Source organism: Pseudomonas sp. P5_B2, from assembly GCF_056400445.1.
Genome location: NZ_JBFULH010000042.1, coordinates 1 through 20,789, shown reverse-complemented (window position 1 = coordinate 20,789; position 20,789 = coordinate 1). Strand labels below are relative to the sequence as shown.

The window sequence follows — 20,789 nt, the reverse complement described above, 5'->3', positions numbered from 1 at the left end:
CACCACACAAGCCCGCCCACAGGTGGAAAGAGTTGTTAGCCGTTAACCGCGCTTGGTCAGCCCCATTTTTTTGCGGCCTTCCGCCGGCGTCAGCACGCGGGCGCCGAGGCGGCTGAGGATTTCGCCGGCGCGTTCGACCAGTTGGCCGTTGGTCGCCAGTACACCCTTGTCCAGCCAGATGTTGTCTTCCAGCCCAACCCGCACGTTGCCACCGAGCAGCACCGCTTGTGCCGCCATCGGCATCTGCATGCGCCCGATACCAAAGCCTGCCCACACCGCATTGGCCGGCAGGTTGTCGACCATGGCTTTCATGGTGGTGGTGTCGGCCGGTGCACCCCACGGGATGCCCAGGCAGAGCTGGAACAACGGGTCGTCGAGCAGGCCTTCCTTGATCAACTGTTTGGCGAACCACAGGTGACCGGTGTCGAAAATTTCCAGCTCGGCTTTCACGCCCAGCTCTTGAATGCGTTTGGCGCCCGCCCGAAGTTGCGCCGGGGTGGACACGTAAATGGTGTCGCCATCGCCGAAGTTCAGGGTGCCGCAATCGAGGGTGCAGATTTCCGGCAGCAGTGCTTCGACATGCGCCAGACGGGTCAGCGGGCCGACCAGGTCGGTGTTCGGGCCGAACTCCATCGGGTTCTCGCCGGCGCCGATTTCCAGGTCGCCGCCCATGCCAGCAGTGAGGTTGACGATGATGTCGACGTCGGCCTCGCGGATACGCTCCATCACTTCACGGTACAACGCCACGTCGCGGCTGAACTTGCCGGTTTCGGGGTTACGCACGTGGCAGTGGACCACGGTGGCGCCGGCCTTGGCGGCTTCCACGGCGGCCGCGGCGATTTGTTTCGGGGTGACCGGCACGTGAGGGCTCTTGCTGGTCGTGTCGCCAGCACCGGTGAGTGCGCAGGTGATGATGACGTCGTGGTTCATGAGGTTGTTCCTTACAGGCGTGATTAGTCTGTTCGCAGCCCTGTCGGGCTGCGAATCGGTGGTTCGGTACAGGTTTATTTACTGGTGAGTTTCAGGTTTTCAGCCGCGGGTTTGCCGTCGAAGGTGGTCACGCCTTCGAGCCAGCGCTGTTTGTCTTGCGGGTGATCTTTCAGCCATTGCCTGGCCGACTCGAAAGCGTCCTTGTGATCCAGCAGCGGCTGCATCATCCGGCTCTCGTCTTCGGCGGAGTAGGTCAGGTTGCTCAGCAAGCGGCCGATGTTCGGGCATTGCTCGGTGTATTTCGGCGCGGTGACGGTCCAGACCGTGGCCATGCCTTCGTTCGGGCCCAAGGCGTCGTCACTGCCGGTGAGGTAGGTCATTTTCACGTTGACGTTCATCGGGTGCGGCGCCCAGCCGAAGAACACCACGGCCTCATTGCGGCGCACGGCGCGATCCACCGCCGCGAGCATGCCGGCTTCGCTGGACTCGACCAGTTGGAACTTACCGAGACCGAACTGGTTCTTGGCGATCATTGCCTTGATCTGGGTGTTGGCGCCCGAGCCAGGCTCGATGCCGTAGATCTTGCCGCCCAGTTCTTTCTCGAACTTGGCGATGTCGGCGAAGGTTTTCAGGCCCTTGTCGGCGAGGTAAGTCGGTACGGCGAGGGTGGCGCGGGCGTCTTTGAGGCTTGGCGCTTCAAGCACTTTGACCTGGTTGCCATCGACGAACGGGGTGATGGTCTGGGTCATCAGCGGGTTCCAGTAACCGAGGAACAAGTCCAGGCGCTGGTCGCGGATCCCGGCAAAGATGATTTGCTGGGACGCGCTGGTTTGTTTGGTGTTGTAGCCGAGGCCATCGAGCAGGACCTGGGTCATGGCACTGGTGGCGATTACGTCAGTCCAGTTCACTACGCCCATGCGCACGTTCTGGCATGACGCGGGTTCGGCGGCCATGACACTGGCGCTCAGCAAAGCGGTACCGCTGAGTGCAAGAACACAGCTGCTGATCAGTCGTTTCATCTCAGGTTCCTCGGCAGTTCATTATTGTGGGTCCGGTCATCTTTGCGTGCCGGTGATGCCACGTTACGCAGCTAAGGGCCTATGAAAGCGCACTACGGCGACCAGCTCTTGCACTGCAGCGACCCGCCCTCTTGAATGCCATCGACAAGTGGCGTATCAACATCCACACGCTACCCGCCAACCGAGTGCGCTCCATGTCCCAGGATTTCTACTTCTTGTTGATGCCGGGTTTCTCGGCCATTGGATTTATCTCGGCCATCGAACCGCTGCGGGTCGCCAACCGCTTTCGCGGCGAGCTGTATCGCTGGCATGTGTTGAGTCCCGATGGTGGGGCCGTTCTGGCCAGTAACGGTATGTCGGTTAACGCCGACGCGGCGCTAGAGCCACTAAAGAAAGGGGCGATCCTGTTGGTGGTCGCCGGATTTGAACCGCTGAAATTTGCCACCCCGGCGCTGGAGCACTGGCTGCGTCGCCTCGACAATGAAGGCGTGACCCTCGGCGCCATCGACACCGGCAGCTTCATCCTCGCCGAAGCCGGCCTGCTCGATGGCCATCGCCTGACCCTGCACTGGGAAGCCATCGACGCGTTCAAGGAATCCTATCCACAGCTGAGCGTCACCCAGGAGCTGTTCGAGATAGACCGCCGTCGCATCACCTCGGCTGGCGGCACCGCCTCCATCGACCTGATGCTCGACCTCATCGCCCAGGCCCACGGTCCGGATCTCGCGATCCAGGTCAGCGAACAATTCGTACTCGGCCGCATCCGCCCGCGCAAAGACCACCAGCGCATGGAAGTCGCCACGCGATATGGCATCAGCAATAAGAAACTGGTTCATGTGATCGGCGAGATGGAGCAGCACAGCGAACCGCCATTGAGCACGCTGGAACTGGCGGAATCGATCAAGGTGACACGGCGACAACTGGAGCGCTTGTTTCGCTTGCACCTGAATGACACGCCGAGCAATTTCTATCTGCGATTGCGATTGGAAAAGGCGCGGCAGTTGCTCCGTCAGACGGATATGAGTGTGCTGGAGGTGAGCATTGCGTGCGGGTTTGAATCGCCGTCGTATTTCACCCGAAGTTATCGGGCGAAGTTTGAGCGGTGTCCGCGGGAAGACCGACGCACCGCGAAAGCGTAATTCTGATAGCACCCCACAACCCTGTGGGAGTGAGCCTGCTCGCGATGGCAGTGGATCAGTCAACATCTTTGTTATGACGGACCGCAATCGCGAGCAGGCTCACTCCTAAAGTTTTGATCTGTTTGGGCCTTACTTCTTCATCAATGCCGAGCAGGCCGCTTTGTAGGCTTCATGCTGATACTTGTTCAGCGTCGCCGGCAGTTCGAAGTTGTGCTTCTTGCTCTGCGCATTGATCGTCTGCGGCGACAGCAGCGTCACCTCGCAATTTTCCAGCAACTGAAACACACCCTCGATCTTGAACGTGGTCGGCCCACCGGCGAACTCGCCTTTCTTGCTGCGCTTCTTGATCACGATCCGGTCGATGGAATTTTCACGCACGAACGACGCGACCTGAGCGGCAAAAACTTTGACGTTCGCCGCGTCCTCATCATCGTCGAGGGCGATTTTCTTGGTGGCCGATGCAACGTGGCTTAGCGTTTGGTCGTCGAGGGAGGCCAAAGCGATGATCGCTTCGCTGCCTTTGATTTCAATGCCGCAGATTTTCATTTCGATCCCTTTCACAAATAGTTCAGTGCCGCTTACAGCTCAAGCTGATCGGCATTGATGCCGAAAGCGGCAGCAATTTTTTCACGGGTCGCCTTACGTGGTTTTGCGACAGTTTCCTGTTGGGCGAAGGCCGGCTGGGAGATGCCCATGCGTTTGGCAACTTCATCCTGCGTAAGGTTCAGGTGTTCGCGCCAGGCGCGAATTGGCGTCGCGCCATCGACGATGCGGCTGACCACTTCATGGGGAATCAGATCGGGCTCAATTTTCTGCGCCACATATTGCGCGTAGGGAATGACCACGAAAGCGGGGTTACCGTCTGCATCGTTGATGATTTGAACGTCAGTAGGTGCGTTCATCACGTTTTTTGACCTCTTGAATACTGACCACTTTGATTGCGCCGTCCCAGTCGAACATGACTCGATAATTACCTACTCGGAGTCGATAGGCGTAGTTATGACCGACAAGACTTTGACGTTGCCGATATCAGGCATGCCGGTTAGCACCGAGACGGCATCACGGACCTGGATCTGGTGAACGGAATGCAATTTCAGAAGCTGCTTAACGGCCTTTCGAGTCCAGTGAATGTTGTTCATGGGAGAATATAAGTCTTTTATAAGATTTGCGAATCTTTGCTTATATTTTCACGTTGGCCAATTAACGAAGAATGTCGGGATGTTACCCGGCTGACCGCGCCTATTTCGTGGTATTGGGAACGTCGTAGGCTTGGTCAGCCATGTGCGTAGGAAAGATCATTCCTAGGGAGCGAAAGCTGGCGATGGTGCCAGCGACCGACAAACGAATTACATCACTCCTGCCCAATCGACTCCAAAAACTCCGACCGCTCATCACTCATCCGCGCCACGCAGTCATTCTGCGCAATGGTGAACGCCTTGCTGCCGTTCGTCGCTGGAAACACTTCAACCGCGCAATCCGCATCCCGGGTCTTCAGCCATTGCTGCTGGGCGACCTTGAGCTTGGCGGTGATGTCGGCCAGTTGTGCCGGGTTCTTGCCGTAGCCCGTTTGCATGCGCTCGGCCAGGCTTTGATAGTTGTCCTTGAGCAAGTCTTCGGCGGCGGTTCTGCTGTAGGCCGAACATTCCAGGGTCTGGACGTCGTTTTCGACTTTGTCGCAGGGATTGTCGTCGGACTCTTCCGCCGCGTGTACGCCGGTCGCTATCAGTGCCAAAGCCAGGAAGATCGATTTCATTGCGCCGCCGCCCCAATCCAATAGTGCATTCAGTAAAGCAGCGAATTCTGGCCCATGCGCAGTCCCTTGAACAGGTGGCCTGAGAGGTCCGACGGCGACCCTTTGTCGCGGATTGACGCTTTCGGCAAACCCCCTGTCGTTTTTGCACCCGGCTACCGAGGCACCGAGGCATATGCTGGCCCCAAAGCGCCGGCATACGATTCGGCGCATGAATCGCTAATAGGGGACAGCCTGATGAGCCCAGCCGAATTGCACGCCGACAGCATCGTTATCGACGGGCTGATTATTGCCAAGTGGAACCGTGAACTGTTCGAAGACATGCGCAAGGGCGGTCTCACTGCAGCCAACTGCACCGTGTCGGTGTGGGAGGGCTTCCAGGCGACCGTCAACAATATTGCCGCCAGCCAGAAGCTGATTCGCGAGAACAGCGATCTGGTGATTCCGGTGCGCACCACCGCCGACATCCGCAAGGCCAAAGAGCAAGGCAAGACCGGCATTCTCTTCGGCTTCCAGAATGCTCACGCCTTTGAGGACCAGATCGGTTACGTCGAGGTGTTCAAGCAGCTCGGCGTCGGTATTGTGCAGATGTGCTACAACACCCAGAACCTGGTGGGCACCGGCTGCTACGAGCGCGATGGCGGCCTGTCGGGTTTCGGTCGAGAAATCGTCGCTGAGATGAACCGCGTTGGCGTCATGTGCGACCTGTCCCACGTTGGCTCCAAGACGTCTGAAGAAGTCATCCTCGAATCGAAGAAACCGGTGTGCTACTCCCACTGCCTGCCGTCGGGTCTGAAAGTTCACCCGCGCAACAAGTCCGATGAAGAACTGAAGTTCATCGCCGATCACGGCGGTTTCGTCGGCGTGACCATGTTCGCGCCGTTCCTGGCCAAGGGTATCGATTCGACCATCGACGATTACGCCGAAGCCATTGAGTACGTGATGAATATCGTCGGCGAAGACGCCATCGGTATCGGCACCGACTTCACCCAGGGCCATGGCCAGGACTTCTTCGAATACCTGACTCACGACAAAGGCTACGCCCGCCGCCTGACCAGCTTCGGCAAGATCATCAACCCGCTGGGCATCCGCACCGTGGGCGAGTTCCCGAATCTGACCGAAACCCTGCTCAAGCGCGGCCACTCCGAGCGTGTAGTGCGCAAGATCATGGGCGAGAACTGGGTGAACGTCCTCAAAGACGTTTGGGGCGAATAAGCCACCGCATCTCTGAATCCTTTCCCCCGGCCGTCCGTGCCGGGGGCAACACAACGAATTTTCTGGAGTTAAGTTTCCATGGCCAAGATCGCCCCGCAATTGCCAATCGAAGTCGACAGCGAAACCGGTGTCTGGACCTCCGACGCCCTGCCGATGCTGTATGTGCCGCGTCACTTCTTCGTCAACAACCACATCGGCATCGAGGAAGTGCTGGGTGCCGAAGCCTACGCCGAAATCCTCTACAAGGCCGGCTACAAATCCGCGTGGCACTGGTGTGAAAAAGAAGCTGAATGCCACGGCCTGGAAGGCGTTGCGGTGTTCGAGCACTACATGAAACGCCTGTCGCAACGTGGCTGGGGCCTGTTCAAGATCCAGGATATCGATCTCGACAAAGGCACCGCCAGCGTCAAGCTCGAACACTCGGCATTCGTCTACGTGTACGGCAAGGTCGGGCGCAAGGTCGACTACATGTTCACCGGCTGGTTTGCCGGTGCCATGGACCAGATTCTGCAAGCCCGTGGCAGCAAGATCCGTACGGTTGCCGAGCAAGTCTACGGTGGCTCCGAAGAAGGCCACGACGACGGCCTGTTCACCGTCAAGCCGTTGTAAGTCGAGGAACCCGCCATGGCTTTCGAAGCAATGTTCCAGCCGATCCAGATCGGCAAACTGACCATCCGTAACCGCGTGCTCAGCACTGCGCACGCCGAGGTCTATGCCACCGACGGCGGCATGACCACCGACCGGTACGTCAAGTATTACGAAGAGAAAGCCAAGGGCGGGATCGGCCTGGCGATTTGCGGCGGTTCCTCCAGCGTGGCCATCGACAGCCCGCAAGGCTGGTGGAAATCGGTCAACCTGGCCGACGACCGGATCATTCCGCACTTCCAGAACCTGGCCGATGCCATGCACAAGCATGGCGCCAAGATCATGATCCAGATTACCCACATGGGTCGTCGCTCGCGCTGGGACGGCGAGCATTGGCCAACCCTGCTGTCGCCGTCGGGCATCCGTGAGCCGGTACACCGCGCGACGTGCAAAACCATCGAGCCGGAGGAAATCTGGCGTGTGATCGGCAACTACGCCAGCGCTGCGGCGCGGGCGAAGGCCGGTGGCCTGGACGGCGTCGAACTGTCAGCGGTGCACCAGCACATGATCGACCAGTTCTGGAGCCCACGGGTTAACAAACGTACCGACGAATGGGGCGGCAGTTTCGAGAACCGCATGCGTTTCGGCCTGGAAGTTATCAAGGCTGTACGGGCGGAAGTCGGCCCGGATTTCTGCGTCGGCATCCGTCTGTGCGGTGATGAATTCCACCCGGACGGCTTGTCCCACGAGGACATGAAACAGATCGCCAAGTATTACGACGACACCGGCATGATCGACTTCATCGGTGTGGTCGGCTCGGGTTGCGATACCCACAACACCCTGGCCAACGTTATTCCGAACATGAGTTATCCACCGGAGCCGTTCCTGCACCTGGCGGCCGGTATCAAGGAAGTTGTGAAGGCGCCGGTGTTGCACGCGCAGAACATCAAGGACCCGAACCAGGCGACCCGTATTCTGGAAGGCGGCTATGTGGACATGGTCGGCATGACCCGCGCCCACATCGCTGATCCGCACCTGATCGCCAAGATCAAAATGGGCCAGGTTGACCAGATCAAACAATGCGTTGGCGCCAACTATTGCATCGACCGCCAGTACCAAGGGCTGGATGTGCTGTGCATCCAGAACGCCGCGACCTCCCGTGAATACATGGGCGTGCCACACATCATCGAGAAGTCGACCGGTGTGAAGCGCAAGGTTGTGGTGGTCGGTGCCGGCCCTGCCGGGATGGAAGCGGCGCGCGTGTCTGCCGAACGCGGCCACGACGTGACCCTGTTCGAGAAGAAAGAATTCATCGGCGGGCAGATCACCACTGCTTCGAAAGCCCCGCAACGGGACCAGATCGCCGGTATCACCCGGTGGTTCCAGCTGGAACTGGCGCGTTTGAAAGTCGACCTGCGCCTGGGCGTGGCAGCCGATGCGGCGACCATTCTCGACCTGCGTCCGGACGTGGTGGTGCTTGCCGTTGGCGGTCATCCATTCCTGGAGCAGAACGAACACTGGGGCGCGGCTGAAGGCCTGGTGGTCAGCAGCTGGGACATCCTCGACGGCAAGGTGGCACCGGGCAAGAACGTGCTGGTCTACGACACCATTTGCGAGTTCACCGGGATGTCGACCGCCGACTTCCTCGCCGACAAAGGCAGCCAGGTCGAGATCGTCACCGACGACATCAAACCGGGCGTGGCCATTGGCGGCACCTCGTTCCCGACCTACTACCGCAGCATGTACCCGAAAGAAGTGATCATGACCGGGGACATGATGCTGGAGAAGGTTTACCGCGAAGGCGACAAGCTGGTGGCGGTGCTGGAAAACGAATACACCGGCGCCAAAGAGGAGCGGGTGGTGGATCAGGTCGTCGTCGAGAACGGCGTGCGTCCGGACGAGGAAATCTACTACGCCATGAAGGAAGGCTCGCGCAACAAAGGCCAGATGGACATCGAAGCCTTGTTCGCGATCAAGCCGCAACCTTCATTGAGCCAAGCGGGCGACGGCTACTTGCTGTTCCGCATCGGCGACTGCGTGGCGCAACGCAACACCCACGCGGCGATCTATGACGCACTGCGGTTGTGCAAGGATTTCTAAGCCGGTGAGCTGATCGTTCCCACGCTCTGCGTGGGAATGAAGCCCGTGACGCTCCGCGTCACATTCAAAAGCGGACGCAGAGCGTCCGGTGAGGCATTCCCACGCAGAGCGTGGGAACGATCAATGAGTCGCGTGGGAGCTCCACCATGTTGAACACCCTTCTTCCAATCCTGTTGTTCGCTGCCTTGGGCCTTGCTGTCCTCGGCGCGTTGCGACGGGTGGCTATGTGGCGCCGGGGCCGGGCTTCGAAAGTCGATCTGATCGGCGGCCTGTTCGCCATGCCCAAGCGCTACATGGTCGATTTGCACCATGTTGTCGCGCGGGACAAATATATCGCCAACTCCCACGTCGCTACGGCCGGTGGTGCGGTGGCGTCCATTGCGCTGGCGATTCTGGTGCACGGTTTTGGCCTGCATAACCGCATCCTCGGTTATGCGCTGCTATTGATGACGGCAGTGATGTTCGTCGGTGCGATCTTTGTCTACCTGCGTCGGCGCAACCCGCCAGCGCGGTTGTCCAAAGGCCCGTGGATGCGCCTGCCGAAAAGCCTGCTGGCGTTCTCGGCATCATTCTTCCTGTTGACCTTGCCGGTCGCCGGCATCCTTCCGGAAAACTTCGGTGGTTGGCTGGTGGCGGCGATCCTCGGCGTCGGCGTGCTGTGGGGCGTTTCGGAACTGTTTTTCGGCATGACCTGGGGCGGGCCGATGAAGCACGCCTTCGCCGGCGCGCTGCACCTGGCCTGGCACCGTCGCGCCGAGCGTTTTAATGGCGGTCGTTCCACCGGTTTGAAACCGCTGGACCTGAACGACCCGACCGCGCCGCTGGGCGTGGAAAAACCCAAGGATTTCACCTGGAACCAACTGCTCGGCTTCGACGCTTGCGTGCAGTGCGGTAAGTGCGAAGCTGCTTGCCCGGCGTTTGCTGCCGGCCAGCCGCTGAACCCGAAAAAGCTGATTCAGGACATGGTCGTTGGCCTGGCCGGTGGCACCGATGCCAAGTTCGCCGGGAGCCCCTACCCATCCCTTGACGGCAGTGGCAAGACCATCGGCGAACACGCCGGCAATCCGCATCAACCGATCGTCAACGGTCTGGTGGATGCTGAAACCCTGTGGTCCTGCACCACTTGCCGCGCCTGCGTCGAGGAATGCCCGATGATGATCGAGCACGTCGACGCCATCGTCGACATGCGCCGCCATCTGACCCTGGAAAAAGGCGCCACGCCAAACAAAGGCGCCGAAGTCTTGGAAAACCTGATCGCCACCGACAACCCGGGCGGCTTTGCACCGGGCGGGCGGATGAACTGGGCGGCGGATTTGAGCCTCACGCTGATGAGCGAGAAGAAATCTGTCGACGTACTGTTCTGGGTCGGCGACGGCGCCTTCGACATGCGCAACCAACGCACCTTGCGCGCTTTCGTCAAAGTGCTGAAAGCGGCCAAGGTCGACTTCGCGGTGCTCGGTCTGGAAGAGCGCGACAGCGGTGACGTCGCCCGACGTCTGGGCGACGAGGCGACGTTCCAGTTGTTGGCCAAGCGCAACATCCAGACCCTGGCCAAGTACAGCTTCAACCGCATCGTCACCTGCGACCCGCACAGCTTCCACGTGTTGAAAAACGAGTACGGCGCCTTCGACGGCAACTACCTCGTGCAGCACCACAGCACCTACATGGCGGAAATCATCGGCGCTGGCGCCCTGAACCTCGGCCAGCACAAAGGCAGCAGCGTGACCTATCACGACCCGTGCTACCTCGGCCGCTACAACGGCGAATACGAGGCGCCGCGCGAAGTGCTGCGCGCCCTCGGCATCGAAGTGAAAGAGATGCAACGCTCCGGCTTCCGCTCGCGCTGCTGCGGTGGTGGCGGTGGCGCGCCGATCACCGACATTCCGGGCAAGCAACGGATCCCTGACATGCGCATGGAAGACATCCGCGAAACCGGCGCCGAACTGGTGGCCGTGGGCTGCCCACAATGCACCGCGATGCTCGAAGGCGTGGTCGAACCGCGTCCACTGATCAAGGACATCGCCGAACTGGTGGCCGACGCATTGCTCGAAGACGCAGCCCCGAGCAAACCGGCGACACCGGCCCAACGTGAACCCGCGGAGGCCCACTGATGAGCGACATTATCCGCCGCGACCCCCGCGCCGAATGGATTGCCCGTAACCGCTTGCACCCGCTGCACGCGGCCATGCAACCGGCGCAACACAGCTGGATGGGCCCCAACGGCGTCATCCGCAAGAATCTGCACGGCATCGGTTTTATCGGCCCCAACGGCATCAAGCGTATCGACCGTAGCGGCGCTCAACAGGGCGGGGCGACCAAACGCGCGGCTGCTGTTGAAGTGCAATTGCCGCTGCATCAAGTGCCTGCACCGGCGTTCTACATCAGCGTGGTGCCGGACATGGTCGGTGGCCGCTTGAGCAGCCACGACCGCGATTTGCTCGGTCTGGCTCATCAATTGGCCGGCAAGGACGGTGCGGTGTTGGCCGTGGTCTTTGGCGAGCACAAAGAGAATGCCTTCGCGACGGCAGGCGTTGATCGCTTGCTGGTTTTGGAGGGCGACGAATTCAGCGGGTATGCACCGGAACAACGCGTCCAGGGTCTTCGGGCTGTGGATAACCAGTTCAGCCCGCGTCATTGGCTATTGCCGGACAGCCGCAGTGGCGGTGGCGAACTCGGCCGTCGCTTTGCTGCCGCACTGGGCGAACGCCCGGCCACACGGGTCTGGCAGGTCAAGGATCAGGAGTGCATCGGCCGCGCCGGTGCCGGTTTGCAAGACCTTGCACGTCCGGTTGCCCGGTTGATTCTGGCGGCTGCCGAATGCGCCGAACCGGTTAGTGAAACCCGTCACGAAGCGCTGCCGGTGGAGTTATCCACAGCGGTGGCCCGCAGCTTGTCGCGCATAGAGGATTTGGGCGCGGTGGCGGTGGACCCGGCGGCTATTCCGATGGCCGAAGCCGAGTTCATCTTCTCCGGCGGCAATGGGGTCAAGGACTGGGGACTTTTCCACAGCACCGCCCAAGCGTTGGGCGCCACCGAAGGCGCCTCCCGCGTGGCGGTGGACGATGGCTTCATGGCGCGTGACCGTCAGGTCGGCGCGTCCGGCACCTGGGTCACCGCGCGGGTTTACGTGGCCGTGGGCATTTCCGGGGCGATCCAGCACCTGCAAGGCATCGGTGCCTGCGACAAGGTGGTGGCGATCAACCTGGATCCTGGTTGCGACATGATCAAACGGGCCGACCTGTCGGTGATCGGCGAGAGCGCCGATATTCTTCAAGCCTTGATCGATGCGGTAGCGGCATACCGCAACGACGCCAAGCGCGATGCGGCTTAAGGGAAGGAAAGGGTTATGAGCACGAAAATCATTAGCCTGGTGTCCATCGGCGCCCACCCGACTTCGGGCCGGCCACGTCGCGCGGAGCAGGATGCGCGGGCGGTGGAACTGGGCCTGCAACTGGCAGGGGATAACCTGCAAGTGCTGCACGCAGGCGACGTCGCGGAACCGGCGCTTCGCGCTTATCTGGGCATGGGCCTGGAACAGTTGCATGTGCTGGAACAACCGTCAGGCGCCGATGCCTTGCCGGCACTAACCGCTTATTTGCGCGACGCGGGGGCGCAGGTCGTGCTGACCGGCAGTCAGGCGGAAACCGGTGAAGGCTCGGGCATGCTGCCGTTCCTGCTGGCCGAAAGCCTCGGCTGGCCGCTGGTCGTGGGGCTGGCTCAAGTTGAATCCATCGACGGTAATTCAGCGCTGGTGCTGCAAGCCTTGCCTCGCGGTCAACGCCGTCGCTTGAAAGTACGCCTGCCGTTTCTCGCCACTGTGGATAACGCTGCGCCGAAGCCTCGGCAGAGCGCCTATGGCCCGGCTCGACGTGGCGTGCTGCAAGCTGATGAAGTCGAAGTGATCGACGATGAACTGCTCGCGGTCGCCACATTGCAACCGGCCAAACCGCGGCCAAAACGCCTGAAGGTGATCAAGGCCAAGAGCGGCGCGGACCGGATGAAAGCAGCCACGGCCAAGGCCAGTGGGGGCGGCGGGCAGGTGCTTAAAGGCGTGACGGCGCAAGCGGGTGCAGAGGCCATTCTCAAGTTACTGATCGAAGAAGGCGTGGTCCGGTAGCGGATCACCAGCACAGATCAAAAAATGTGGGAGCGGGCTTGCTCGCGAAAGCGGCCTGACAGTTGACACAAATGTTGAGGCTGACGGCCCCTTCGCGAGCAAGCCCGCTCCCACAAAGGAAAATTAATGACCGTTGAATTTCGTTCGGCCCTGCGCAGCGATGCGCGGGAGATAGCTCGGTTGTTTCAGATTTCATCAGAAGGGGCCGCGGATTACATCTGGAGCCAATTGGCGCAGCACGGCCAGGATCTGCTTGATGTAGGCGCGAGCCGTTACGCCCGTGACGACGTGGATTTTTCCTGGCAGAACTGCGTGATCGCGCATGCCGAAGGCAATGTCATTGGCATGATGCACAGCTACGTGATGCGTCATGACCCGATGGCGGCGCCCGTCACCGACCCGGTGCTGGCGCCGTACGCGAAAATGGAAATCCCGGACACCCTTTATATCTCCAGCCTCGCACTGCATGAGGGTTGGCGGAACCTGGGGCTGGGCAAGCAATTCCTCGCCTACGCCTACGATCGGGCCAACCAACTGGGCCTAAATGGCCTCAGCTTGATCGACTATGCTGCCAACACCGGGGCCCGGCGGTTTTACGAGCGACATGGCTTTCGTATCGTCGATACCTGCCAGATCACGCCCCACCCGATGATTCGGGTCACGGGTGACGCCTATCTGATGTACCGGCCTTAAGGGCTGCCACTCGACCTCCCGCGCAGTGAGCTACAGTTTTGCTGTGCGCTGGTTAAGGGTTTACGGAGCTTTCAGAGGTTCAGCGCTGAGTCATAAAACTGGTTTTTATGCGTGGGTTGAATATGAAGGTTTTGCGTAGGCGTGCAACCTGGTTGCTCTGTGCTGTGATGTGCGTGCCTGTGGGGTTGATGGCGGCTGTCAACACTGAGCCCGATCAGGATTTTTACCAATGGCTAGAGTCGGAGCAGGGGCAAACAGCGTCCCTGGCCCAACTGCGCGAGCAGTGCGACAAGGTGGTGGACGCCGACAATAACCTCGATTGTTCAGTATCCGTTTTCGCCCGAATGTTCGAGGCCAAAGTCGCCAATCAGTTGCCTGATTACTACCTGGCGATCAAGCGCCGCCATGCTCAGGCCATCGCGAATGACCCCGAGCTCAACGTCTTGTTTTCCATGTTTGGCCGCCAATCGCTTGCCACCCTGCGCGCGGTCGGCGATTTTTCGGTGACCAACTCCCAACGGCGAGAGGTGCTGCCGATTTATCCACGCCCCAGTGAGGGGTACGTCGCAGACGAAGTGCTGCCCTACATCAACGTCAAAGCGGCCAATGGTGTCTCGACACGCTTTATCTTGGACACCGGCGCCCCGCAAACCCGGCTCAACGACAAAACTGCCAAGCGGATGGGCATCACGTTGTTGACCGACTCCCATTACGGCTACAGCACCTATTATGGCGAGCATGACCTGTCGGCCAAACTCGGGATCTTCGAGTCTTTGAAGATCGGCGGGAGCGAGTTCAAGAACGTCCTGGTGTTTGTCAGTGACCGGGATAACTTGTTGGGGCTTGATCTGATCGGTAAGTTGGGGCGCCTGAAGCTCACGAAAAAGACCTTGGCACTTAACGCTGAGCCTCCTGCGCGATGCGATTCACCCATTAGCTATTCGCGTGCAGACATCAATCAAAGACTGACCATTGCCGCACGGCTGGATGGTCGGGCGACGCTGGCGATTCTGGATACCGGGAATGTTGATTACCTGACGTCCGCCGCGCCGGGCGACTATCCCATTCACGTCGCCGGAAACCCGCATCACCAGATCTTCAAGGGCGAGTTGGATTTGTCCGGGAGCACGAGGGTTATGACCTACAAATATTACCCGGGCTTCACCATTCCTCCGTCGTTGGTGTCGGGACAGTACGTACCTTCGATTCTGCTGGGGTGGCGGGCATTCAATGACTATGAATTGAACCTGGACACTGAATCAGGTCGGTCGTGCTTGAATAAAATCTGATTTACCCACAAACCCTGTTAGCGCTTCTGTGGATAACGTGTTTGCCTCTCGCTACACCCTATACAAATCAAGCCCTTTAGGCCTTCGTACAAAAAACAACCAGCCTAACTGACGGTTTTTACAGACTTTTTGCAGTGGATAAGGTTTCCCGTTTTTCAATACTTGCCCCCAATCTCTGTTGGCGCTTCTGTGGATAAGATGTTCGCTAACCGCTACAGGCCATGTAAACCGGGCTTTTCAGGTGGCTGATTAAATAACGACCAATCTATCGTTTTGGACCGGTAAACTGTCCGGAAACCTCGATTTATCGCGGCTTTCAACGGTTTTCCACAGATCCGCAGAAGTTGCCCCCAAAGTCTGTTGGCGCTTCTGTGGATAAGGTGTTCGCCATCCTCTGCAAGCCACGTCGAACGTTCCCTGTAAGCTTTCGATCAAAAAACAACCAGCCGCTGTTCAAAAGCGGGGTTCTGGATAAGTCACGGATTTTCTTTGGTTTCTGTGGAGAAAGTTTTCGGAAAAACACACTTGTCCCCAATAGCTGTGGGTGGAGGTGTGGATAACTTGTTTGTGAAAGGCTGGGAGGTGCGGGCGGCATAGCGCTGAACGGAATAGATCATATTTCGTACAGTTCTGGATCGGGGGAGGGATATCGGGGAAAGGACGTGTTGTCAGGGATGGCGCTTTCGCGAGCAAGCCCGCTCCCACACTCGACCGTGTCGTTCACAACGTCTATGAACACCACCGATCTAATGTGGGAGCGGGCTTGCTCGCGAAGCTTTTGACTTAGCCTTGGACCGGAACACCTTTGAGATACGGCGCAGGCTCAGCTCCCAGGTTATTCAGCAACCGCTCGCTGTACCAGTCCACAAAGTTCACCACGCCAAACTCATAGGTCTTGGAGTAAGGCCCTGGCTGGTACGCGGTGGAATTGATGCCGCGCTGGTTCTCTTCGGCCAGGCGACGGTCCTGGTCGTTGGTGGCGTCCCAGACCTTGCGCATGCGCTCCACGTCGTAGTCCACCCCTTCAACCGCGTCCTTGTGCACGATCCACTTGGTGGTGACCATGGTTTCCTGAGCGCTGATCGGCCACACGGTGAAGACGATGATGTGATCGCCCATGCAGTGGTTCCACGAGTGTGGCAGGTGCAGGATGCGCATCGAGCCCAGGTCCGGGTTCTTGATGCGGCCCATGAGCTTGGCGCAGCCCTGTTTGCCGTCCAGGGTCATCGACACGGTGCCTTTGAGCAGCGGCATGCGCACGATGCGGTTGCGCAGGCCGAAGCTGGCGTGGGCGTAAGGGATCTTCTCGGCTTCCCAGGCAGCGGCTGAGGCGGCGACGTGGTCCTTGAAGGCCTGGTCGGCGCGAGGGTCGGTGACGTCGTCCCATTCCAGCAGGGTTTTCAACAGTTCCGGGTGCGACGCGTTGCAGTGGTAGCACTCGCGGTTGTTTTCCAGCACCAGTTTCCAGTTGGCCTTTTCCATCAAGGTGGTGGTAATCGCCACCTTGGTGTTCTCCATGTCGTACGGTTCCATGTAATGGTTCAGCGTCGACAGGAAGTCATCAATGGCCGGCGGGTTTTCCGACAGGCTGATGAAGATGTATCCGCCAGCGGTTTTCACGTTCACCGGCTTGAGGCCGTACTGCTTCATGTCGAAGTCAGCGCCCATTTCGGTGCCGGCGAACAGCAGGCGACCGTCCAGCTCATACGTCCACTGATGGTAGTGGCAGACCAGTTTGGCGACTTTGCCTTTTTCACTGGTGCACAGGCGCGAACCGCGGTGGCGGCAGACGTTGTGGAACGCATGCACCACGCCTTCAGCGCCGCGAATCACGATGATCGGGTTTTTGCCGACCTGCAGGGTCAGGTAGTTGCCCTTGGTCGGGATCTCGCAAGTCATGCCGGCGATCAACCACTCTTTCTGAAAGATTTCCTGCATGTCGATATCAAACAGCCGCTCGTCAGAGTAAAACGGCTGCGGCAGCGAGAAAGTACGCTCGCGCTCTTGCAGCATCTGCGCGGTGGCCTTGCGTGCGGGTTCCAGTGGATCGCCCAGACTGATTTTTGCGGTGACGTCCATCGATTTGATCCTCAAGGCCATTCTGTGTGGCCGGCGAAAGTGACTTGGCTACGGTTTGCTACGCAAGGTGTAAAGGTTGTGTCTTGGTATGGGGCGAGTGTGGGCCCGGCGTTGCCCGGAACCTTATCCATGGGCGACATGGCCCAATCTGTTCCCGACGCGCAACCCCCGGTAGCTGCTGGCTGGTCGCGATAAGTATGTGAATGTCGCAGATAGGTAAATGGGTGGTCCGCGCGTTACGCAGAATCGCCAACATAAGGCCGAGCATCGGCGGTGGAGAACAGCATGTCCAACAGCTTCCTGAATCCGGTAACGACCCAGACCTGGGCCAATGGTCGACACATCGTCCGTTGCGTCAAAGTCATCCAGGAAACCTGGGATGTGCGCACCTTCTGCTTCATGGCCGACCAGCCGATCATGTTCTTCTTCAAACCGGGGCAATTCGTCACCCTGGAGCTGGAAATCGAAGGCGTGCCGATCATGCGCTCCTACACCATTTCCAGCTCGCCCTCGGTGCCATACAGTTTTTCGGTGACCATCAAGCGTGTGCCGGGCGGCAAGGTTTCGAACTGGCTGCACGACACCCTGCATGAGGGGCAGGAACTGGCGGTGCACGGGCCGGTCGGGCTGTTCAACGCCATGGACTTCACCGCGCCGAAAGTGTTGTACCTCAGCGGCGGCGTCGGCATCACGCCGGTCATGTCCATGGCGCGCTGGTTCTATGACACCAACGGCAACGTCGACATGGTGTTTATCCACAGCGCCCGTTCGCCCAAAGACATCATTTACCACCGCGAACTGGAACACATGGCATCGCGGATCGATAACTTCAGCTTGCACCTGATCTGCGAGAAGCATGGTCTGGGCGAACCGTGGGCCGGTTATCGCGGTTACCTGAACCACAAAATGCTCGAACTGATGACACCGGACTTCCTTGAGCGCGAAGTGTTCTGCTGCGGCCCGACGCCGTACATGAGCGCGGTGAAACGCATGCTCGAAACCGCCGGTTTCGACATGTCGCGTTATCACGAAGAATCGTTCGGCGCGACGCCACCCGAAGCACGCGCCGACGCCGTGGAGCAAGCCGAACAAGCCGCGGATGCGCCGGAAGTCGACTTGGCGGACCTGCATCAAGTGGAATTCACCGCGTCCGGCAAAAGCATTCGCGTGGCGCCTGGTGAAACCGTTCACGCCGCTGCGGCCAAGCTCGGGCTGTTGATTCCGAAAGCGTGCGGGATGGGGATCTGCGGGACGTGCAAGGTGATGAAGCTGGGTGGCGAAGTCGAGATGGAACACAACGGCGGGATCACCGAGGAAGACGAAGCCGAAGGGTTCATTCTGTCGTGCTGCAGCGTGCCGAAGGGCGACGTGCGGATCGAGTTTTAAACCTGTAGGAGTGAGCCTGCTCGCGATAGCGGTGGATCAGTCAATATCCATGTTGAATGTTCCGGCGTCATCGCGAACAGGCTCACTCCTACAAGGGTCGGTGTTTCAGTCCACGAATAAGTCGGGCATCAGCTTGTCGTGGGTGCCGGGCTCAAAGCGGTAATGGTCGAATTCAGTCACGCCGTGTTCGCGCAGAATCTCCTCATCAATCAGCAATCGTCCGGTGAGGCTGCGACCGCTGCTGTCCAGAATGACGTGGGCGGCATCTGCCATGATTTCTGGCGTGCGCGCATGCTTGAACGACTCGCGTGAGCCGAGCTGAAACTCAATGGCGGCGGTGGCGATCATGGTCTGTGGCCACAGCGAATTGACGCTGATGCCGTAATTCTTGAATTCCTCGCTCATGCCAATCGTCAGCATGCTCATGCCGTATTTGGTCACGGTGTAGGGGCTGTATTGCGCGAACCATTGGGTCGCCAGATTTAATGGCGGCGACAGGTTGAGAATGTGCCCGCCGGTTTTTTTCAGATAGGGCAGGGCGGCCTGGCTACACAGCAATACGGCGCGGGTATTGATCTGGTGCATCAGGTCGAAACGCTTGAGTTCGATGTGTTGAACCCCGGTCAGCTTGATCGCCCCGGCATTGTTGATCAGCGCATCGATGCTGCCGAAATGTTCGTTGGCTTGGGCCAGGGCTTTTCGTACCGCGTCTTCGTCACGCACATCCACCTGCAAGGCCAACGCCTTGCCACCCGCCGCTTCGACTTCCTGCGCCACGCTGAAAATCGTGCCCGGCAGCTTGGCATGCGGTTCGGCACTTTTGGCCGCAATCACAATGTTGGCCCCGTCACGCGCCGCGCGCAGCGCGATCTCACGACCGATCCCGCGGCTGGCACCGGTGATGAACAGGGTTTTGCCTTTCAATGACATGCGTGCGCTCCTGATTATTGTTATGAGAGCGGATCAAAACGCTCGCAGACAATGTAGACGATGTCTTCAGGTAATGATCGTTCCCACGCTCCGCGTGGGAATGCAGCCCTGGACGCTCCGCGTCGTAACGATGTCCGGCTCTGCACCGGTGGTGATGCAGGAACGCGGAGCGTCCCGAGAGGCATCCCCACGCGGAGCGTGGGAACGATCAACGCGATCGCTGTCTCAGTACCACCGTTGAATTTCTATCAGGCCCTCTTTGCCTGCATAGTCTCTGGCGCTTGAATATCGCCAGTGTTCTGGCAAATCTACATACCCACGCTTCACCGGGTTGTAGTGGATGTAATCGAGCTTCTGGCGCATCACCGTTTCGCTGTACACCATTTCTGCATGTGAGCCTTCCTGCCACAGCTGATAAACCCGATCCTGCTTGTGCGCGCGTTTACTAAAGCGCAGACGCTGCAATGTGCGCTCCGCACCCTTGCTCAGTAGGTCATCGATGATTTGCCGGGCGGTGAAGGATTTGAACTGACTGAGGCATTTGTTCAAGTCTGGAGCTCCTGCGACAAAGTGCAGGTGGTTCTCCAGAATGACATAGCCATACAGCTTTAGATCTTTATGGGCTTGCTGATAACGCCAGCAATTGAGCAGGTGGTCGACGATGTACGGGCGGATGAACAGCGGTAGCCATTCCATGATCGTGCAGGTCAGGAAATGTGGTTTGTCGGTTTCGGTGATGGTGTAGCGGCTTCGACCCATGGGTGCATTCCTTTGCAAGGGAATGACTAGGGTGGGCGTGGTTGTGTGGCTGTGCTAGAGGACTATGTCGTGGAACCAGTGGGAAATTGCGACGGGCTATCCGTGATCGTTCCCACGCTCTGCGTGGGAATGCAGCCCTTGACGCTCCGCGTCGTAACGATGTCCGGCTTTGCACGGGTGGTGATGCAGGAACGCGGAGCGTCCCTAGAGGCATTCCCACGCGGAGCGTGGGAACGATCAGTGGGGCAGATTGTTGCTTAGCGGGACATGACTTCGCGGATGTCTGCGGCCAGTTCCCGTACGCGCTCTTCTTCGGTGTCCCACGAGCACATGAAGCGTGCGCCGCCGTTGCCGATGAAGGTGTAGAAGCGCCAGCCCTTGGCGGTCAGTGCGGCGATGGCCGGTTCCGAGAGTTGCAGGAATACGCCGTTGGCCTGCACCGGGAACATCAGTTCCACGCCCGGAATGTCGCTCACCAGTTCGGCCAGCAGTTGCGCGCAGCGGTTGGCGTGGTGGGCGTATTTGAGCCAGGCGTCGTTTTCCAGGATCCCGACCCATGGTGCCGAGAGGAAGCGCATCTTGGACGCGAGCTGCCCGGCCTGTTTGCAGCGGTAGTCGAAGTCTTCAGCCAGTTTTTGGTTGAAGAACAAAATGGCCTCACCGACAGCCATGCCGTTTTTCGTGCCGCCGAAGCACAGCACGTCAACGCCGGCCTTCCAGGTCAGGTCCGCTGGCGAGCAGCCGAGGAACGCGCAGGCATTGGAGAAACGCGCGCCGTCCATGTGCAGGTTCAGGCCC

General features: G+C 59.3%; 19 protein-coding genes and 1 pseudogene. 10 read left to right on the top strand and 10 right to left on the bottom strand.

The features are described from left to right. Positions 1-42: 42 nt before the first annotated feature. Together cdhC and choX are read right to left on the bottom strand one after the other, a co-directional pair. A complete protein-coding gene (cdhC, locus tag AC1DRJ_RS07150; RefSeq protein ID WP_477801483.1) occupies positions 43-930 on the bottom strand; it encodes a 3-dehydrocarnitine:acetyl-CoA trimethylamine transferase CdhC in 888 nt (295 codons plus the stop codon). Between the two features lie 74 nt (positions 931-1,004). Further along, positions 1,005-1,949 carry a choline ABC transporter substrate-binding protein gene (gene choX, locus AC1DRJ_RS07145; RefSeq protein WP_477801482.1) on the bottom strand — a complete coding sequence of 315 codons (945 nt, stop codon included), beginning with the start codon at positions 1,947-1,949 and terminating at the stop codon, positions 1,005-1,007. Between the two features lie 194 nt (positions 1,950-2,143). Here choX and AC1DRJ_RS07140 point away from each other — a divergent pair, with 194 nt between their 5' ends. Beyond that, complete coding sequence (locus AC1DRJ_RS07140) at positions 2,144-3,088, top strand: GlxA family transcriptional regulator (RefSeq protein WP_477801485.1); 945 nt, start codon at positions 2,144-2,146, stop codon at positions 3,086-3,088. 129 nt (positions 3,089-3,217) lie between these two features. Here AC1DRJ_RS07140 and AC1DRJ_RS07135 read toward each other — a convergent pair whose 3' ends face one another. The 4 genes and pseudogenes from AC1DRJ_RS07135 to AC1DRJ_RS07120 form a co-directional block, all read right to left on the bottom strand. Then, the gene (locus AC1DRJ_RS07135; protein WP_477801484.1) at positions 3,218-3,634 is read right to left on the bottom strand and encodes a DUF3010 family protein; all 417 of its coding nucleotides are present in this window, start codon (positions 3,632-3,634) and stop codon (positions 3,218-3,220) included. A 32-nt stretch (positions 3,635-3,666) separates the two neighbouring features. Then, positions 3,667-3,990: a helix-turn-helix domain-containing protein gene (locus AC1DRJ_RS07130; protein ID WP_462048136.1), complete on the bottom strand. Its 324-nt coding sequence runs from the start codon at positions 3,988-3,990 to the stop codon at positions 3,667-3,669. Then, positions 3,974-4,227 (bottom strand): annotated as a pseudogene (locus tag AC1DRJ_RS07125) (type II toxin-antitoxin system RelE family toxin). Before AC1DRJ_RS07125 ends, AC1DRJ_RS07130 begins: the two are co-directional and overlap by 17 nt. Positions 4,228-4,439: 212 nt before the next feature. Then, positions 4,440-4,841, bottom strand: a complete 402-nt coding sequence (locus tag AC1DRJ_RS07120) for a lysozyme inhibitor LprI family protein (protein ID WP_477801481.1) — start codon at positions 4,839-4,841, stop codon at positions 4,440-4,442. Between the two features lie 234 nt (positions 4,842-5,075). On the opposite strand from AC1DRJ_RS07120, the gene AC1DRJ_RS07115 reads away from it, so the two are divergent. From AC1DRJ_RS07115 to AC1DRJ_RS07080, 8 genes are all read left to right on the top strand, one after another. Beyond that, positions 5,076-6,053: a dipeptidase gene (locus AC1DRJ_RS07115; RefSeq protein ID WP_223515836.1), complete on the top strand. Its 978-nt coding sequence runs from the start codon at positions 5,076-5,078 to the stop codon at positions 6,051-6,053. A gap of 78 nt (positions 6,054-6,131) precedes the next feature. Continuing rightward, positions 6,132-6,662, top strand: a complete 531-nt coding sequence (locus tag AC1DRJ_RS07110; protein WP_192299884.1) for a DUF5943 domain-containing protein — start codon at positions 6,132-6,134, stop codon at positions 6,660-6,662. 15 nt (positions 6,663-6,677) lie between these two features. Beyond that, positions 6,678-8,738: a dimethylglycine demethylation protein DgcA gene (dgcA, locus tag AC1DRJ_RS07105; protein ID WP_008151900.1), complete on the top strand. Its 2,061-nt coding sequence runs from the start codon at positions 6,678-6,680 to the stop codon at positions 8,736-8,738. Positions 8,739-8,884: 146 nt separating this feature from the next. Next, a complete protein-coding gene (dgcB, locus tag AC1DRJ_RS07100) occupies positions 8,885-10,849 on the top strand; it encodes a dimethylglycine demethylation protein DgcB (protein ID WP_477801480.1) in 1,965 nt (654 codons plus the stop codon). Then, positions 10,849-12,069 (top strand): electron transfer flavoprotein subunit alpha, encoded by a 1,221-nt coding sequence (gene etfA / locus AC1DRJ_RS07095; RefSeq protein ID WP_477801479.1) that lies wholly within the window; start codon positions 10,849-10,851, stop codon positions 12,067-12,069. Before dgcB ends, etfA begins: the two co-directional genes overlap by 1 nt. Positions 12,070-12,084: 15 nt before the next feature. Further along, complete coding sequence (gene etfB, locus AC1DRJ_RS07090) at positions 12,085-12,855, top strand: electron transfer flavoprotein subunit beta (protein ID WP_140674811.1); 771 nt, start codon at positions 12,085-12,087, stop codon at positions 12,853-12,855. A gap of 126 nt (positions 12,856-12,981) precedes the next feature. Beyond that, a complete protein-coding gene (locus AC1DRJ_RS07085; protein ID WP_477801478.1) occupies positions 12,982-13,548 on the top strand; it encodes a GNAT family N-acetyltransferase in 567 nt (188 codons plus the stop codon). 122 nt (positions 13,549-13,670) lie between these two features. Continuing rightward, positions 13,671-14,837: a retropepsin-like aspartic protease gene (locus AC1DRJ_RS07080; protein WP_477801477.1), complete on the top strand. Its 1,167-nt coding sequence runs from the start codon at positions 13,671-13,673 to the stop codon at positions 14,835-14,837. Between the two features lie 783 nt (positions 14,838-15,620). Here AC1DRJ_RS07080 and gbcA read toward each other — a convergent pair. Further along, positions 15,621-16,916 (bottom strand): glycine-betaine demethylase subunit GbcA, encoded by a 1,296-nt coding sequence (gbcA, locus tag AC1DRJ_RS07075; RefSeq protein WP_477801476.1) that lies wholly within the window; start codon positions 16,914-16,916, stop codon positions 15,621-15,623. A 285-nt stretch (positions 16,917-17,201) separates the two neighbouring features. Between gbcA and gbcB the strand changes: the two genes are divergently transcribed. Then, a complete protein-coding gene (gbcB, locus tag AC1DRJ_RS07070) occupies positions 17,202-18,302 on the top strand; it encodes a glycine-betaine demethylase subunit GbcB (RefSeq protein WP_477801475.1) in 1,101 nt (366 codons plus the stop codon). Between the two features lie 105 nt (positions 18,303-18,407). On the opposite strand, the gene AC1DRJ_RS07065 is transcribed toward gbcB, so the two are convergent. The 3 genes from AC1DRJ_RS07065 to AC1DRJ_RS07055 all read right to left on the bottom strand — a co-directional run. Beyond that, positions 18,408-19,232, bottom strand: a complete 825-nt coding sequence (locus AC1DRJ_RS07065; RefSeq protein ID WP_477801474.1) for an SDR family oxidoreductase — start codon at positions 19,230-19,232, stop codon at positions 18,408-18,410. A gap of 225 nt (positions 19,233-19,457) precedes the next feature. Continuing rightward, positions 19,458-19,991 (bottom strand): REP-associated tyrosine transposase, encoded by a 534-nt coding sequence (locus tag AC1DRJ_RS07060; protein WP_477801473.1) that lies wholly within the window; start codon positions 19,989-19,991, stop codon positions 19,458-19,460. A 257-nt stretch (positions 19,992-20,248) separates the two neighbouring features. Further along, positions 20,249-20,789, bottom strand: a 541-nt coding sequence (locus tag AC1DRJ_RS07055; protein ID WP_477801472.1) for a beta-eliminating lyase-related protein, incomplete at its 5' end; no start/stop codon positions are given.

Bases quoted from the DNA above. Each gene is read 5' to 3' on its own strand.
- cdhC (WP_477801483.1), bottom strand. From the start codon at position 930: ATGAACCACGACGTCATCATCACCTGCGCACTCACCGGTGCTGGCGAC.
- choX (WP_477801482.1), bottom strand. From the start codon at position 1,949: ATGAAACGACTGATCAGCAGCTGTGTTCTTGCACTCAGCGGTACCGCT.
- AC1DRJ_RS07140 (WP_477801485.1), top strand. From the start codon at position 2,144: ATGTCCCAGGATTTCTACTTCTTGTTGATGCCGGGTTTCTCGGCCATT.
- AC1DRJ_RS07135 (WP_477801484.1), bottom strand. From the start codon at position 3,634: ATGAAAATCTGCGGCATTGAAATCAAAGGCAGCGAAGCGATCATCGCT.
- AC1DRJ_RS07130 (WP_462048136.1), bottom strand. From the start codon at position 3,990: ATGAACGCACCTACTGACGTTCAAATCATCAACGATGCAGACGGTAAC.
- AC1DRJ_RS07120 (WP_477801481.1), bottom strand. From the start codon at position 4,841: ATGAAATCGATCTTCCTGGCTTTGGCACTGATAGCGACCGGCGTACAC.
- AC1DRJ_RS07115 (WP_223515836.1), top strand. From the start codon at position 5,076: ATGAGCCCAGCCGAATTGCACGCCGACAGCATCGTTATCGACGGGCTG.
- AC1DRJ_RS07110 (WP_192299884.1), top strand. From the start codon at position 6,132: ATGGCCAAGATCGCCCCGCAATTGCCAATCGAAGTCGACAGCGAAACC.
- dgcA (WP_008151900.1), top strand. From the start codon at position 6,678: ATGGCTTTCGAAGCAATGTTCCAGCCGATCCAGATCGGCAAACTGACC.
- dgcB (WP_477801480.1), top strand. From the start codon at position 8,885: ATGTTGAACACCCTTCTTCCAATCCTGTTGTTCGCTGCCTTGGGCCTT.
- etfA (WP_477801479.1), top strand. From the start codon at position 10,849: ATGAGCGACATTATCCGCCGCGACCCCCGCGCCGAATGGATTGCCCGT.
- etfB (WP_140674811.1), top strand. From the start codon at position 12,085: ATGAGCACGAAAATCATTAGCCTGGTGTCCATCGGCGCCCACCCGACT.
- AC1DRJ_RS07085 (WP_477801478.1), top strand. From the start codon at position 12,982: ATGACCGTTGAATTTCGTTCGGCCCTGCGCAGCGATGCGCGGGAGATA.
- AC1DRJ_RS07080 (WP_477801477.1), top strand. From the start codon at position 13,671: ATGAAGGTTTTGCGTAGGCGTGCAACCTGGTTGCTCTGTGCTGTGATG.
- gbcA (WP_477801476.1), bottom strand. From the start codon at position 16,916: ATGGACGTCACCGCAAAAATCAGTCTGGGCGATCCACTGGAACCCGCA.
- gbcB (WP_477801475.1), top strand. From the start codon at position 17,202: ATGTCCAACAGCTTCCTGAATCCGGTAACGACCCAGACCTGGGCCAAT.
- AC1DRJ_RS07065 (WP_477801474.1), bottom strand. From the start codon at position 19,232: ATGTCATTGAAAGGCAAAACCCTGTTCATCACCGGTGCCAGCCGCGGG.
- AC1DRJ_RS07060 (WP_477801473.1), bottom strand. From the start codon at position 19,991: ATGGGTCGAAGCCGCTACACCATCACCGAAACCGACAAACCACATTTC.